This window comes from uncultured Ruegeria sp., assembly GCF_947489545.1.
Lineage (GTDB): Bacteria > Pseudomonadota > Alphaproteobacteria > Rhodobacterales > Rhodobacteraceae > Ruegeria.
On the sequence record NZ_CANLDZ010000016.1, the window covers coordinates 118,078 to 133,764 of the forward strand.

Consider the following 15,687-nt stretch of genomic DNA (forward strand, 5'->3'; position numbering starts at 1 on the left):
TGAATTCAAGGGGAGACGCCCGGTTATGAAAACCCAAGTCAAAGCACTGGTTGTTGGCGGCGGCGCCATCGGAACTTCGATTGCCTATCACCTGGCAAAAGCGGGCTGGGATGACGTGATGCTGATCGAAAGGGATGAGTTGACCTCTGGCTCGACATGGCACGCGGCGGGTCTGCTGCCGTTGTTCAACATGTCCTATGCGACGACCCACATCCACAAATACTCGGTCGATTTCTACAAGCAGTTGGAAGAAGAAACCGGCCTGAACGCCGGTTTTGCCGTTGTTGGCAACCTGCGTATGGCGCAGACGCAAGAGCGTATGGACGAATACATGCTGTACGCCTCAACGGCTGAGACGTGCGGCGTGCCCTACGAATGGCTGACACCGGATGAGATCAAGGCCCGCTGGCCGCTGATCAATACCGAAGACCTGAAGGGCGCGATATATCACAACACCGATGGCTACATTAACCCGGCGGATGTGACACAGGCGATGGCCAAGGGCGCGCGCCAGCATGGTGCCGACATTGTGCGCAAGGTGCAGGCCGACGCCTTTCATTGGAACGGCACCCATTGGGAAGTCACTTGCACCAAGATGGTCGAGCAGGGCGGTAATCTTGTGCCCGGCGACGAGCAGGTTGTGATCACGGCTGAGCATGTCGTGACGGCCTCGGGTAACCACGCGCAGCGCACTGCCAAAATGCTGGGCATCAAGATGCCTGCGATCCCCGTCGAGCATCAGTTCATTGTCATGGACAAAGACCCGGCGCTGGTTGAATACCGCGCCAATGGAGGCGATGAGCATCCCGTCATCCGTGATGCGGATGCGCAATCATATGTCCGCGAAGAACGCGGCGGCTGGATTCTGGGTGTCTATGAAAAGAACGCGCCCGCCTGCTTTGAATATGGTGTGCCTGACAGTTTCCGCGCTGATCTGTTCCCGCTGGATCTAGAGCGGATCGAAGAGCAGTATATGGCCATGATACACCGCGTTCCGTCCTGCGAGGAAAGCGGTCTGAAGGACGATTTCAACGGCCCGATCTGCTACACGCCAGACGGCAACCCGCTGGTTGGCCCCGCTCCCGGACTGCGCAATATGTGGCTGGCCGAGGGTTTCTCATTCGGGATCACCGCAGCAGGCGGCACCGGCTATTATCTGGCGCAGATGATGGTCGATGGCGAAGCCGAGATCGACATGGCCTCGCTGGACCCCAAACGGTATTCCAGCAACTGGATGACCACCGAATTCGCGGCCCGCAAGAACGAAGAGTGCTACGACCATGTCTACATCCTGCACCACCCCGACGAAGAGCGACCGGCAGCGCGGCCTCTGCGGACCGCTCCTGCGTTCGATCGCCAGAAGGCACGCGGCGCGCAGTTCGGATGGGTCAACGGTTGGGAACGACCGAACTACTACGGGCCGCTTGATGCGCCTGAAAACTTCGACCATGACGCGCGATCTTTCCGTCGCGGAGGCTGGTGGCAATATGCCGTCGAAGAGGCCAAAGCGATCCGTGAAGGTGTCGGTCTGATCGACGCGACCGCGTTCACCAAGCATGTCATCAAAGGCCCCGGTGCGACCCAATTCCTGGATTGGTTCACCTGCAACAAACTGCCCAAGGTCGGCCGTATCAACCTGACTTATGCGCTAACTGCACATGGCACCACGCGCACCGAATACACCATCGTTCGCACCGGTGAGAACAGCTACTACATCGTCTCTGCCGGCGCATGGACCGAATACGATGCTGACTTCCTGCGTAAGGCGGCCGAAGACAAGATGGATGAGTTCGGCTATGTCGAAATCCAGGACGTGACCACCCAGTGGGGCGTCTTTGCCATCGCCGGTCCCAAATCGCGTGATGTTCTGAAAGAGGTCATCAAAGACGCCGATCCCGAAACCGCGCTGTCAAATAAACGCTTCCCCTGGCTGTCGGCCCGTCAGATCGAACTGGGCATGTGCCCTGTCAACGCGATCCGTGTGGCCTATACCGGTGAATTGGGTTGGGAATTGCATCACCCGATGGAGATGCAGAACTACCTGTTCGACCTGCTAGAGAAAGCGGGCGAGAAGCACGGCATGAAGCTGGTTGGCGCCCGCGCGCAAAACTGGCTGCGCCAGGAGAAGTCCTATCGCGCATTCGGTACCGAATTGGGTCGCGATGCAAACCCGTTGGAGGCCGACCTGCCGCGCTTTGTCGATCTGAACAAAGAATTCCACGGCAAGGATAAGATGGTCGAAACCGGCGTGCGCGTGAAGTGTTGCACTTTGTTGATCGACGGGCCGGACGATGCCGACCCGTGGGGCCGCGAGGTGCTCTACACTCCAGAAGGTGAGCGTGTGGGCCGTTTGACATCGGGTGGCTATTCGGTGGCTTTTGAGAAGTCCATCGGCATGGGTTACGTCACGCCTGATCTGGCCGTCGAAGGCACCAAGTTGAAGGTTAAAATGCAGGACAAACTGTGGGAAGCGGTCGTGACCTGCGACAGCCCCTACGATCCGAAAAACGAGGTCATTCGTAAGGACGGCTAGTTTGCCTCAGCTGGCAACCAACGCAAATCAAACAAAGCCCGCTTAGGCGGGCTTTTTTGCGACAAAAGCCAAATTGTTGGCAGGCATTTCGATGATGTCGAGCAGTTCCAGACTGCAAGACAAGAACAACTCGGTGATGCCGTTGTCATTCTTGTACCCGATCTCAGGGTCTTGCTGGGTCAGAGCATCATGAAACCGTTTGTCGCCTTCGCTGGTGAGTTGCCCTGCGCGTTTGAAGGGGCCGTACAAGATGAAACGGCCACCCGGTGCCAGCGCCTTGGCGACTTCAGCGACAAGGACTTCCGTTTCCTCCCAGCCAATCAGATGCAACAGGTTGACCAATATGATCAGGTCCTGCTGCGAAACCCGTGAATGCCATCCCGGTGAAGTGGCGTTCAGTTCGGCTGCTGCAGCCACATTGGGCAGGATACTTGCATAAGCGTCGATGCTGGCGCGGCGATCAGGATCGATTTCTGTGGGTTGCCAAGTCAGATCAGGTCGATGTTCAGCAAAAGCACAAACGTGTTGGCCTGTGCCGCTTGCGATCTCAAGCGCTCTGCCCCGCTGTGGGGCATGGGCGCTTATTAGCTCACATAAAGCACCTGTATTCCGGGTTGCGGCCGGTGCAACCATTTTGCCGTCATCTGCTGCGGACGCGACGCTAGCTGAAGGGGGAAGGGTGCGTTTGATCATCTGTTTAACCGTTCCGGAGTAAGGAGCGAGATGAAACGCTGATCAATCTGCGGCTGGTCCCCTGTGACCAGATCGGCCAAAAGCTGAGACGCCGCGGGTGCAGTTTGAAATCCGTACCCCCCTTGTCCCGCTGACCAGACAAACGAGGGCTCCGAGGGATCAGGGCCAAGCACCAGAGTGCCGTCGGGGGCGAAACTACGCAATCCAGCCCAATTGCTTTCCACGCGTGTCACCTGTTCGGTCATAAGTTCCTCGTATCTGGCAAGACCTTCCGCCAGTACCATATCGTCGGCAAAGGCGTCGTGCGGTGTAACCGGATCAGCCTCGGATGGTGACACCAGCAGTTTGCCAGCGTCCGGTTTTGCATACCATGTCTCACCAGTGCCCAGCATCATAGGCCAAGTCGAAACGTCGTGCCCACCCGGGGCAGGGATGCGGGCCATTGATCGGCGGCGAGGTGTTATGCCGATGGGCGGTACACCAGCCAACGCCGCGATTTCATCCGCCCAAGCTCCGGCTGCGTTGATCAGATGACGGGCTTCGAACACCTGTCCGGCTTCGACCGTCCAATGGGCGGCTTTTTGTATCCGGGTCACTTCACATTTGGTCAGAACAGCGCCGCCGTTTCGGCGTATGACCCGTGCGAAATCCTGCAGCAGTCGGTCTGTATCAATGTCGAATGCACCCTCGCTGATAGCGGCAAATCCGACGATATCCGTGTTAAGGATCGGAACCCGCGAGAGGGCTTGATCCACTGACAGGCGTTGCATGTTCAGGTCTGCACAATCGGCCTCGAAGACTTCCGACTGATGATTGGCACCGACCAGCATCAACCCGCGCGGTGTCAGGTATCCGCCGTTTTCGGATCGCAAATACTGAGCCCCAGCTTTGTTAAGCGCAACGACCGAAGACGGGCCATAGCTTTCTTCGAACAGGGCCGCAGACCGACCCGAGGCGTGATAGCCCAATACGTCTTCGGCTTCGAGAACTGTTACAGATCCATGCTCTGACAGGCGCGCTCCAGCGCTTAGTCCGGCGATGCCGCCGCCGACAATCAGAAAATCAATCATGTTTTACTTCAATACCAACTGGTTCTGCTCCGGTGTTCCTAGCGGCAGGTGAGATGCGTAGTTGGACCTTGCTAGGTTTGGAAGGACCTACTACGCGCCTCGGAAACTATAAGCAGGCTTGAATTTGACTAGCAACCCATCCAAACAAGGAGAAAGCATTAGCAGGAGGATAGGGTGAGCACCGCAGAACTGCACCCAATGGCCACAGGACACATTCCGTCCTACGTGGTTCAAGCGGACGGAAGTGATTTTCTATTCACATTCATGGTCGTTTTCACTGTTGCATTGATTATTTTGATCGGTGTGGCGTATTTCACCCTGCATTCGATTCCGGAAAGAATCGCACATGAATCCAATCACCCGCAATTCCAGCTGGTGGGCATTCTGGCGCTGCTGGCGTTGTTTACCCATAACGGGCTGTTCTGGGTGGCTGCTATTCTTGTCGCCGGTTTCCAGTTCCCTGATTTTGCCGCGCCGTTGCGATCGATTGCCGATGCGATCCGATCCTTAGCCCCGCAACGTACACCCGACCCGGTGGTCGAGGATACGGCGGCAGAATACTCCGAACCCACCGCGCCGCAGGAGCAGTAAGATATGCTTGAAACAATGATGTGCGCGCTGATTACCGTGCTGCCAGACTATCTGTTCCGCCGCTATGTTCAGGGCAAACGGATCGGGCATGAAATCACCCTGTTTACCATGTGGTATGAATTGCGATGGGGGTTGACCACCTGTGCCATTCTGGCGCTGACAGTGATCACCACGCTGTTTTACTTTCATCCTGCATCCAAAACCGCTGCGTCGTATTTCCGCACTGTCACGATCCTGCCGCAACTGGGCGGGCGGGTGTCCGAGGTTTATGTTCGCAACAACGAATTGGTAACCGCAGGACAGCCGATTTTCCGGATCGAGGATTTCACCCAGACCGCACAGGTCGAAGCCGCACATGCTCAGATCGCGCAGGTTCAGGCCTCGTTGAAAGTGGCTGAAACAGATCTGGCCGAAGCAGATGCCGGGATCGCCGGGGCGCGCGCCGCGTTGGCGCAATCGCTAGAGGATCTGGAGCGCAACACCACGCTGCGCGATGAGGGTTCGAGCGCGGTGCGTTTGGCTGAAATCGACCGGCTTGAAAACCTCGTGGCTGAACGTGAGGCGCAGGTCGTAGCCTCTGAATCAAAGCGGGCTGCCGTGGTTCAGCAGATCGAAGAACTGATCCCGGCGCAACTGGCGAGCGCAAACGCGCAGCTGGATGCCGCCCTGACTGAGCTTGACAAGACGGTCATCAGCGCTGGTGTGACTGGGCGGATCGAACAGTTCGGGTTGCAAGTGGGGGATTACGTCAGCCCGTTGCTGCGTCCCGCGGGTATTCTGGTGCCGTCATCCTCTGGGCACAACAGATTTCAGGCTGCATTTAACCAGCTCTCTGCGCAGGTCATCAAACTCGGAATGATTGGCGAATTGGGCTGCATGACCAAGCCTTTCACCGTCATCCCTATGGTTGTGGTCGAGGTACAGGACGTGATCCCGTCAGGACAAATTCGGCCATCGGATGAATTGCGCGATGTACAGGCCAACAAGGTGCCTGGCTCGATCCTTGTGTATATGGAACCTTTGTACGAAAGCATGGCCGAGGACATTCCTCCGGGCAGCAATTGCTTGGCGAATGTCTACACCGACAACCACGAAAGGCTCGAACACGAGGACCTTGGCTTTTGGGAATCCGCTTTCCTGCATGTGGTCGACACAATTGGCGTTGTCCATGCGGCGGGGCTGCGCCTGCGTTTGATCCTTATGCCTGTGAATACGCTTGTATTGACCGGACACTAACGCAATCCGACCCCAGCTTTGCAGCCGGGGTCGGGTTTGAATTGTGGTGGTATTGGCGACCTACGTCTCTACAGCGCCGCTTTGAACAGTGCGGTCAGGTTGTCTTCCGTCAGTTCAATCGGGTTGCCGCCGCAAGACGGGTCGACCAATGCGCCCTGTACGAGCTCTGGGATCGAGGTTTCGGTGACGCCCAGGTCTGACAATCGCCGGGGGATGCCCAGACCGTCATTGAGATCTTGTGCAAAGGCTCGGAACCCTTCAAAGCCGCCCTCTATTCCCAGATATGCGGCCACTGTGTCGAACCTGCCCGCAATAACAGGAGCGTTGAATTCCAGCACAGATGGCATGCAAACGGCATTGGTTGTGCCGTGATGGGTGTTGAATACAGCCCCGACAGGGTGGCTCATCGCATGGATCGCACCAAGACCCTTTTGAAAAGCGGTAGCGCCCATAGCTGCTGCACTCATCATCTGCGCGCGCGCCTCGATATCGGTGCCGTCGGCATAAGCGCGCGGCAGGTATTCTTTGACCAAACGCATGCCTTCCAGCGCAATGCCCTGACTCATCGGATGATAATGCGGGCTCGAGAACGCCTCGACGCAGTGGGCAAACGCGTCCAACCCGGTGCCTGCGGTGATGAATCTCGGCATGCCTACGGTCAGTTCAGGATCACAGATCACGACCGTTGGTAACACCTTGGGGTGAAAAATGATTTTCTTGGCATGGGTCGCGGAATTGGTGATGACACTGGCGCGACCGACTTCAGATCCCGTTCCTGCAGTGGTTGGCACAGCAATGATCGGAGCAATCACATCTGCATCTGCGCGGGTCCACCAATCCCCGATATCTTCAAAGTCCCAGACTGGTCGATTCTGTCCCGCCATAAAGGCGACCATCTTGCCCAGATCCAGGCCCGAGCCGCCTCCAAAGGCGATCACGCCGTCATGGCCGCCCTCATTGTACGCTGCAACGCCAGTCTCGAGGTTCTTTTCATTGGGGTTAGGGTCCACATCGCTGAACAAGCCCCGGCCCAAACCCGCAGCTTCCAGGATATCCAGTGTCGTCAAAGTGATCGGCAGATCGGCCAGCCCTTTGTCGGTCACCAGCAGGGGGCTCTTCATCCCAGCCGCTGAACAAGCCTCGGGTAGCTCCTTGATACGTCCTGCACCGAACTTAATCGCGGTGGGATAGGACCAATTTCCAACAAGTGTCATGTCAGATTTCCTTCATCATTAAGGCCTGCCCCGGCGAGGGGGTCTTTCCGTGGCAGGCAGGTCGCTCTTAGCTGATGACCTTTTTCAAGTGGTAGGATTTGGGACGCGTCAGATTGTGATAGCCGATCGCGGACAAGCCACCGCCACGCCCTGTGTTCTTGCAGCCGGTCCAGCACAGACCGGGATCCAGATAATCGGCCCGGTTCATGAACACGGTGCCGGTCTCGATTGCATCACCAACATACGCTACACGATCCACGTCGCTGGTCCACAGGCTGGCGGTCAGGCCAAACTCGCTGTCATTCATCAATGCGATTGCCTCTTCATCCGAGGCTACCTTCATGATGCCAACCACAGGCCCAAAGCTCTCATCCCGCATCACTCGCATATCGTGGGTCACGTTGGTCAGGATTTGCGGCGTCAGATAGGCGCCGCCGTCATCCTCGGGGAACGTCTCGATATGTGCGACTGCACCTGCCGCGATGGCCTCAGAAATCTGCGCCCGCACCTCGTCGGCAAAGCGCACATTGGCCATCGGGCCGATCGTTGTGTCGCTGTCCAGCGGATTGCCCAGCTTGTATCCTTTCACAATCGCAACAGCCCTGGTGACAAAGTCATCATACAGGCTCTCATGCACATAGATCCGTTCGATCCCACAACAACACTGGCCCGAGTTGAACATCGCCCCATCGATCAACGTGTCGACCGCCGCATCCAGATCGGCATCCTCCATGACATAGCCCGGGTCCTTGCCACCCAATTCGGTCCCGACCCCGGTGAAGGTGCCAGCGGCGGCGCGCTCCATCGCCTGACCACCACCGACTGATCCAGTAAAGTTCACAAAGTCAAACGCGTTGCCTGCGATCAGATCATTGGTCATGTCATGAGACAGAAATACGTTCTGAAACACATCCTGCGGCACACCCGCCGAACGGAAGGCCTGTGCCATACGCTCGCCCACCAACAGCGTTTGCGTGGCATGTTTCAGAACAACCGTGTTCCCGGCAATCAACGCTGGTGCCACGGTGTTGATCGCCGTCATGTAAGGGTAATTCCACGGCGCCACGACAAAAACCACGCCGTGGGGAATACGCTTAATGTAACGTTTAAAGGTCTCGTCCTCGCCCACTGCGATATCCGCCAGCGAAGTCTCAGCAATCTCTGCCATGTGGCTGGCACGCTCATTGAAGCCGCCGAACTCACCGCCGTACCGAACAGGACGTCCCATCATATGGGCCAGTTCTGGCACGATTTCGTCATTTATTGCCCCAACAGCAGCGACACCCGCCATTACAAGATCAATGCGTTCCTGGAGCGGCCGCGCCATCCAGTTCCGTTGCGCGACCCGAGAACGCGCCGCAACCTCAAACGCTGCATCTCGTGATAAGACCTCACGCTCTGCAAAAACCGATCCGTCGATCGGTGAGATGCATCTCAACATCTGACCCATGGTCTCTCCATATTCAAACTGAAACAGAACCCTGCTTCATCTGGTCATAAATATCCCGGGGTGCGCGAGGGGCTGGCCCCTCGCTCCCAAGCTCAGGCCCGCTCAAACCCGCGGGCAATTTCCCAATCCGTCACCACACGCTCGAATTCCTCGATCTCAACTTCGGCCGCGCGCGCATAGTGATCGACCACTTCGTCCCCCATGGCCGTACGCAACATCGCCGAACCATGCAGCGCATCTCGCGCTGCGCGCAGGTTGCCCGGGATCATGCCCGTCTCGCCCTGATAGACATCGCCCGTGGTCGGTGGCTGCAGCTCCAGCCCTTCTTCGATCCCTGCAATCCCGGCCGCCAGCATCCCGGCCATCGCCAGATAGGGGTTCATGTCCGAGCCTGGAATTCGACATTCCACCCGAACAGCTTTTGTGCCATCGCCGCACAGACGGAACCCTGCCGTCCGGTTATCCACGGACCAGATGATACGGGTCGGTGCGAAGGTGCCTTTCATGAAGCGTTTATAGCTGTTGATGTAGGGTGCCATGAACGCCGTATAGTCTGGTGCGTATTTCAGCAAACCGGCCATGTAGCTTTTCATCAGCGCCGACATGCCCAGATCATCATCTGCGTCATAGAATGCAGGCTTGCCATCTGCCCAAAGCGACTGATGCACATGGGACGAACTGCCCACCTTGTCATGATGCCATTTCGGCAGGAACGTTGCGGCGTGGCCATGCTGCCAGGCAATCTCTTTCACTGCGTTTTTGGCGATCGAGTGATACTCGGCCGTGTCCATCGCGTGTGCGTATTTGATATTTAGCTCTTCCTGCCCGGTTTCGGCCTCACCTTTGGAGTTTTCCACCGGAATGCCCGCATCCCATAGATGGTTCCGGATCGGACGCATCACATGTTCTTCTTTGGTGGTCTGCAGGATATGGTAATCCTCATTGTAGCCCGAGATCGGTTCCAGATTGCGGAAGCCTTCCTTACGGATCTGATCAAAGCTTTTCTCGAACAGGAAAAACTCCAACTCGGTCGCGGTCATCGCATCATAGCCCATGGCTTTTAGACGATTGACTTGGCGTTTCAGGATCGACCGAGGCGCATGCGGGACTTCTTCATGCGTGTGATGATCCAATACATCGCACATTACCATGACCGTGCCCTCAAGCCATGGTACCGGGCGTAGGGTGTCGAGATCGGGCTTCATGACATAGTCGCCATACCCCCGTTCCCAACTGGTCGAGGCATAGCCGTCAGGCGTTCCCATCTCCAGGTCGGTGGCAAGCAGATAATTGCAGCAGTGGGTCTCTTCCCATGCACCAGCCACAAAATGACCTGCATGAAACCGCTTACCCATCAAGCGCCCCTGCATATCAACCATGCAGACCAGAACTGTGTCTACAATCCCCTCAGACACCTGAGTCTTGAGATGTTCGAACGTGAGCATGTGCCACCTTTATCCTTGCCGACATCAACTCGTCGGCTGTTCGTTCTGTTTGACCCGCCCCGAAAGTGGGGCAGGTCGTACTGGCGATATCTTAGCCGTAGCGATAAGGACGGCCTGCCTTTTGCATATCGGCATTGTATTGCTTGAAGATCTCGACAACTTTAGCCTTGGTCTCAGACTCGGCTGCGATCTCATCCCAGAATTTGACAGCAGCGTCTTCGACGGTCGCCCATTCTTCATCCGGGATTGTGGTCAGCTTCAGCTTGTCGCCGTTCACGCGCAACGAGGCTTCGCCGCCCCAATACCACCACTGGCGATAATAGTGCGATTGGTCGGTGCAGACCCTGAACAGCGTTTTCAGATCTTCCGGCAGTTCATTCCAGCGATCCATGTTGGCAAAAAAGTGGCCCGCCCAGGCGCCCGACACGTTGTTGGTCAGGAAGTAGTTGGTCACATCTGCCCAGCCAACTGTATAGTCTTCGGTGATGCCTGACCATGCGATGCCGTCCAACTCGCCGGTTTGCACCGCGACTTCGATGTCCTCCCAGGGCAGAGTGACCGGCACAACGCCGAACTGTGTCAGGAAGCGACCTGCAGTCGGGAAGGTGAAAATACGTTTACCTTGCAGATCGGCAAGCGAGTTGATCGGGTCTTTGGTTGCAAAGTGGCATGGGTCCCACGCACCGGCCGAGATGTGTTTTACGCCGACTGCCGAATATTGCTCGTCCCAAATCTCATTCAGGCCATACTGGTTGAACAGAACTGGCACGTCCAAAGAATAGCGGGATGCGAAGGGGAAGTATCCGCCAAACACAGTCACTTCGGTCGGGGACGCCATCGAGTCGTCGTCTGATTGCACCGCATCAATCGTGCCGCGTTGCATTGCGCGGAACAACTCGCCAGTGGGTACCAGTTGGTCCGCATAGAACAGCTCGATCTGCATTCGGTCACCGGCGATGTCGTTGAACATCTTGATCGCCGGATCGATGACGTGTTCGGCTAGCGCTGGTCCAGCATAGGTCTGCATCCGCCATGTGATCGTCGATTGTGCCAAAGCGGGTGTGGCCAAGGCAGCCGCAGGTGCCGCAGCGGCGCCTTTCAAAAATGTACGTCTGTTCGTCATTCTCTCTCTCCGTTGGTCAGTTTCAAGTTGCGAAAGGGTATCCCCCTTACTTTGCCCCGGTTTGATCCGGGGTCATTTGTTGTAGATGTAATCCGGCAACCACAATGCGATCTGCGGGAAGGTCATGATGATCGCCAGCGCCAGCGTCATCACCAGAACAAAGGGCAGGATCGAGCCATAGATGTCGCGCAGCGAAATTTCTGGTGGCGCCATGGCGCGCATCAGGAAGAGGTTATAACCAAATGGCGGTGTCATATACGCGATCTGCGTCGTGATCGTGTACAGCACGCCGTACCAAATCAGATCGAATCCCAGCTCGCCGACAAGTGGCACATAAAGTGGCGCGACGATGACGAGCATGGCTGTATCGTCCAGAAACGTGCCCATCAGGATAAAGCTCAGCTGCATCAGGATCAGGATCACCCACGGGTTCAGGCCCAGGCGTTCGGTAAACAGGTTCTCGATGGCGCGCACAGCGCCCAAGCCATCAAACACGGCACCAAAGGCCAGCGCAGCCAGAATGATCCACATGAACATGCAGGTGATGCCAAGCGTCGAGCGCACCGAAGTTTCGAACACTTCGCGCGTCATACGCCCCTTGAGAACAGCCGCTGCAAAGGCAGTCAGCGCGCCGATGGCCGAGCTTTCCACCAGTGAGGTCCAGCCGTTGACAAACGGCACCATCATTGCTGCAAAAATCCCGAGTGGCAGCAGACCCGCCTGTAACAGACGCAGCTTTTCTGCCATCGGTACGTCGCGTTCTTCCTTCGGAAGGGCAGGACCCAAGGCCGGGTTAATGCGGCAGCGGATCACGATGTACAGGATGAACATCGTCGCCATCATCAACCCTGGCAAGATGCCAGCCAGCCACAACTGTCCGACCGGTTGCCGCGCGATCATCGCGTAGAGAACCAACACCACAGAGGGCGGTACAAGAATGCCTAAGGAGGACCCGGCCTGTATGACCCCGGTCACCATTCTTTTGTCGTATCCGCGTTTAAGAAGTTCTGGCAACGCGATGGTCGCGCCAATCGCCATACCGGCAACGCTCAGTCCGTTCATCGCTGAAATGAGTACCATCAGCCCGATCGTGCCAATGGCCAAGCCACCGTTCAGGCCACCCATCCAGACGTGGAACATCTTGTACAGATCATCCGCGATTTTCGACTCGGCCAGGACATAGCCCATAAAAATGAACATCGGCAGCGTCAGCAGCGGATACCATTTCATCAACTTCATCGCAGCAGCAAACCCAAGGTCATACCCGCCCCGGTCACCCCAAAGAAAAAGGGCGGCGATGACGGCAACAAACCCGATTGCCCCAAAGACCCGCTGCCCGGTCAGCAGCATCAGCATCATCGTCGAAAACATCAGGATGGCGATCAGCTCGTAGGACATCAGATTACCTCACGCGGGATGTCTTCGCCGCGAAGGCGCAGAATATCTTTGAAAAGTTCGGAAATCGCCTGCAACAACATCAGGAACAGACCAACCACCATGATCACCTTGATCGGCCAAAGGTACGGGCGCCATGCGGTTGGGCTGCGTTCGCCATATTGCAGCGAATAGCTGAGTGAATCGTACCCGCCGTAAATCATGACGCCGAGATAGATGATCAGAAAGAACACGGTGATGGCATCGGTCCACGCCCTACGTCGGTCGGACCACTCACTATATAGCAGATCCATGCGGACGTTGGATCCCATTTGGATCGAGTAGGGGCCGCCAAGGATGTAGTACGCCACCATCGCAAATTGTGCGACCTCCAGCGTCCAGAGTGAGGGCAGAAAGAAAGTCTTAGAGATCGAAGACCAAAGCAGGATGCCCATCATGACGAAAATGCCGTACATGACGATCCGGCCGATCCAGCGGTTCATGCGGTCAATGACCGCCACATATCCCCGCATGAAACTCATTCCGATCCCCCAGATTTCATAGCTTCGCCTCTGCGTGCGAAAATTCGTTGACCACGGCTTGCAGGATTGGTGTCAGCTGACCTGAAATGTGGTTGATGCCTGTTGGCGTATCGATCAGGTCGTTTCGAATCTCGATCATAACATTGGGAAGCCCGCGTTTGATTGCGTGTTCACGCAACGTGTGGGTGACGCCGTCGGCGGTAGAATAGGGCTCGTTTCGCGCCACCTGCAGACCTGACACCTGAGCATGCCGCAGCATGACCTCGGCGGCTCTATCGTCGTTGTCATGCAATATGCCCAACTCGACCGACCGCGTTTCCCCCTTGTAGACCGGTGTGAAACTGTGGATCGTGATCAGTACAGGCGGCTCTGGCCGCGCGTCCAGAGTAGAGGCAAGCAAGCGTCGAAATGGCTCATAGATTTCGTGAACCCTTTGTGCACGTTGCGCTTCGGTTAAGCCCATGTTGCCCGGCACAGCAAAAACCTCACTGGTGCTCGGCATGGCATCGTCGCGGCTCGGCGGGCGATTGCAGTCATAGACAAGACGACTGACGCGGGAATGAACCAGCGGCGCATCCAAGGCGCCCATCAACTCCACGGAAAGCTCCAGTGCACCAATATCCCAGGCGGCATGAGATCGCGCAGCGTTATCGTCCAGCCCCAAGCCACCAAGCGCCGCCGGAATAAATCGACTGGCATGTTCGCAGACCAAAACGGCTGGCGCGTGGCCACGTGCATTCAACACGCGCGCGGCAGGCGCTTCGGTCGGCTGAAGCAAAGGTGACTCGGTTTCTTCATGCATACGTAGCATTTGCTACAGTAGAAACTCGGCTGTCAAGAAAATTACTGTAGACAAAATTACAATCTCAAATATTCTGTAACGAATAGAAAAAAAATGAGGGTGCCGATGGCCACCGTCGCCAAAATTGTCAAACAGCGGATACAGGATGAACTGGACGGTCTGACGCGGTCAGAACGTCAATTGGCTTCGATCCTTTTGCAGGACTATCCCATGGCGGGGTTGCAATCGATCACCAAATTGGCCGCTGCAGCTCAGGTGTCGACACCTACTGTCATCCGAATGGCCCGCAAACTTGGGTTTGACGGATTCCCTGACATGCAGGACGCGCTGCGCGAAGAGGTCGCGGCCCAGATCAAGAAGCCAATCTCGAAACGCGATGACTGGGCAGACGACGACGAAGCAGAGCATCCGATAACACGATTTGCGCAGGCGGTCTGGACCAACATGCGTCATACGCTGGAACGCCTTGATAAAGAGATGTTCAATGCTGTTGCACAGCTGCTGGCCGACACGGAACGCCCTTTGTATGTTGTGGGCGGACGGATCACCCGGTCAAATGCAGACTATCTGTACAACCACATGCAAATCATTCGCCCGAACGTGACGATGTTGGGCAATTCCGCGAATGTCTGGCCACAATATCTACTGGACATGGGGGAAACCTCGGTTCTGGTGATATTCGATATTCGCCGCTACGAAGCACATCTGGAAAAACTGGCGCAAGTTGCCTCCAGCCGTGGGGTGACCGTTGTTCTATTTACAGATCAGTGGGGCTCTCCAATCGGCAAGACCGCGGACTATACGTTTCATGCGTTGGTCGAAGCGCCGTCCAGTTGGGATTCGACCATTGCCTTGCAACTGATCTCTGAAACTCTGATCGCTGAAGTGCAAGAGGCGCGTTGGGAGGAAAGCAAGGAGAGGATCGAGGAGTTGGAGCGCTTTTTCTCTTCGACGCGCATATTTCGCAGCCAGGAATAGGCCTGTGCCCGCGTGTCCAATGCTGGGAGCGCCATCGGTAGAAACGGAAAAGAGAACGGTTCTCGGGGCTTGGATTTGAAGACGAGTTTTTCCGACTTCCTGCTCGACGTCCCCAAGCACATGACTTAGCCAGCCCAAACCAAGAGCGGGTATAGCTTAATGGTAAAGCCCCTGCCTTCCAAGCAATGATGATCAGTTTCATTGAGTGTCGTGTGGTTGTTATACCTTTTATTTAATTGAATAATATTTTGCACCTAGTACCACATGGTAGCAACTTCTATCGTACCATTTCCGACAAAAAGCCCATAAAATGCCAAAGCTAACAGAGACATTCGCACGCAAAGTTCCCCAGACAAAATAGGGCACTGCTAAGCACTGGGATGGCGAGATAAAAGGGCTTGTTCTCTTCGTCGGGAAACAGTCAAAGACCTGGTATTTCCAAAGAGACGTTGGGGGTCAAACGCGGCGTGTGTTGATAGCGCGCAAGCGTATCCAGATTGGAGCGCCGACGCTTGAGACAGCCTTGGAAACCCATCTCGCCCGTCCGAAGCTTCGGTCTGAGGCCCACCGATGCGGCGTGCGCCAGCAGTTCGAGCTGCATTTGAAAGATTGGCTGCGCCTGCCGCTGGATGAGAT

The 15,687-nt window shown here is 56.3% G+C and carries 13 protein-coding genes and 1 pseudogene; 5 read left to right on the forward strand and 9 right to left on the reverse strand.

The annotated features are described in order from the left end of the window. Positions 1-25 precede the first annotated feature (25 nt). Positions 26-2,533 carry an FAD-dependent oxidoreductase gene (locus tag Q1B13_RS19465; RefSeq protein ID WP_299083157.1) on the forward strand — a complete coding sequence of 836 codons (2,508 nt, stop codon included), beginning with the start codon at positions 26-28 and terminating at the stop codon, positions 2,531-2,533. Positions 2,534-2,575: 42 nt separating this feature from the next. Here Q1B13_RS19465 and Q1B13_RS19470 read toward each other — a convergent pair whose 3' ends face one another. Both Q1B13_RS19470 and Q1B13_RS19475 read right to left on the reverse strand, forming a co-directional pair. After that, a complete protein-coding gene (locus Q1B13_RS19470; RefSeq protein ID WP_299083158.1) occupies positions 2,576-3,226 on the reverse strand; it encodes a DUF938 domain-containing protein in 651 nt (216 codons plus the stop codon). After that, positions 3,223-4,296 carry an FAD-binding oxidoreductase gene (locus tag Q1B13_RS19475; RefSeq protein WP_299083159.1) on the reverse strand — a complete coding sequence of 358 codons (1,074 nt, stop codon included), beginning with the start codon at positions 4,294-4,296 and terminating at the stop codon, positions 3,223-3,225. The genes Q1B13_RS19470 and Q1B13_RS19475 overlap by 4 nt, the downstream gene beginning before the upstream one ends. A 198-nt stretch (positions 4,297-4,494) precedes the next feature. Between Q1B13_RS19475 and Q1B13_RS19480 the strand changes: the two genes are divergently transcribed. Both Q1B13_RS19480 and Q1B13_RS19485 read left to right on the forward strand, forming a co-directional pair. Continuing rightward, entirely contained in the window at positions 4,495-4,887 is a 393-nt protein-coding gene (locus Q1B13_RS19480) for a hypothetical protein (protein WP_299083178.1), read from the forward strand. Positions 4,888-4,890: 3 nt separating this feature from the next. Beyond that, positions 4,891-6,123 carry an HlyD family secretion protein gene (locus tag Q1B13_RS19485; RefSeq protein WP_299083160.1) on the forward strand — a complete coding sequence of 411 codons (1,233 nt, stop codon included), beginning with the start codon at positions 4,891-4,893 and terminating at the stop codon, positions 6,121-6,123. Between the two features lie 68 nt (positions 6,124-6,191). On the opposite strand, the gene Q1B13_RS19490 is transcribed toward Q1B13_RS19485, so the two are convergent. The 7 genes from Q1B13_RS19490 to Q1B13_RS19520 all read right to left on the reverse strand — a co-directional run bounded on the left by Q1B13_RS19490 (position 6,192) and on the right by Q1B13_RS19520 (position 14,073). Next, the gene (locus Q1B13_RS19490) at positions 6,192-7,337 is read right to left on the reverse strand and encodes an iron-containing alcohol dehydrogenase (RefSeq protein ID WP_299083162.1); all 1,146 of its coding nucleotides are present in this window, start codon (positions 7,335-7,337) and stop codon (positions 6,192-6,194) included. A 67-nt stretch (positions 7,338-7,404) separates the two neighbouring features. Beyond that, a complete protein-coding gene (locus Q1B13_RS19495; RefSeq protein WP_299083163.1) occupies positions 7,405-8,787 on the reverse strand; it encodes an aldehyde dehydrogenase family protein in 1,383 nt (460 codons plus the stop codon). 92 nt (positions 8,788-8,879) lie between these two features. Next, on the reverse strand, positions 8,880-10,232 hold the full coding sequence (locus Q1B13_RS19500) for a glutamine synthetase family protein (protein WP_298934590.1): 1,353 nt from the start codon (positions 10,230-10,232) through the stop codon (positions 8,880-8,882). Positions 10,233-10,323: 91 nt separating this feature from the next. After that, positions 10,324-11,355 (reverse strand): TRAP transporter substrate-binding protein, encoded by a 1,032-nt coding sequence (locus Q1B13_RS19505; protein WP_298934589.1) that lies wholly within the window; start codon positions 11,353-11,355, stop codon positions 10,324-10,326. Between the two features lie 72 nt (positions 11,356-11,427). Further along, positions 11,428-12,753 (reverse strand): TRAP transporter large permease subunit, encoded by a 1,326-nt coding sequence (locus Q1B13_RS19510; protein ID WP_298934588.1) that lies wholly within the window; start codon positions 12,751-12,753, stop codon positions 11,428-11,430. Beyond that, positions 12,753-13,271: a TRAP transporter small permease subunit gene (locus tag Q1B13_RS19515; RefSeq protein WP_298934587.1), complete on the reverse strand. Its 519-nt coding sequence runs from the start codon at positions 13,269-13,271 to the stop codon at positions 12,753-12,755. Before Q1B13_RS19515 ends, Q1B13_RS19510 begins: the two co-directional genes overlap by 1 nt. A gap of 16 nt (positions 13,272-13,287) precedes the next feature. Further along, positions 13,288-14,073, reverse strand: a complete 786-nt coding sequence (locus tag Q1B13_RS19520; RefSeq protein ID WP_299083164.1) for an N-formylglutamate amidohydrolase — start codon at positions 14,071-14,073, stop codon at positions 13,288-13,290. A gap of 105 nt (positions 14,074-14,178) precedes the next feature. Between Q1B13_RS19520 and Q1B13_RS19525 the strand changes: the two genes are divergently transcribed. Then, the gene (locus Q1B13_RS19525; RefSeq protein ID WP_299083166.1) at positions 14,179-15,051 is read left to right on the forward strand and encodes a MurR/RpiR family transcriptional regulator; all 873 of its coding nucleotides are present in this window, start codon (positions 14,179-14,181) and stop codon (positions 15,049-15,051) included. 310 nt (positions 15,052-15,361) lie between these two features. Continuing rightward, positions 15,362-15,687: pseudogene (locus Q1B13_RS19530) on the forward strand (integrase); the annotation flags it as partial.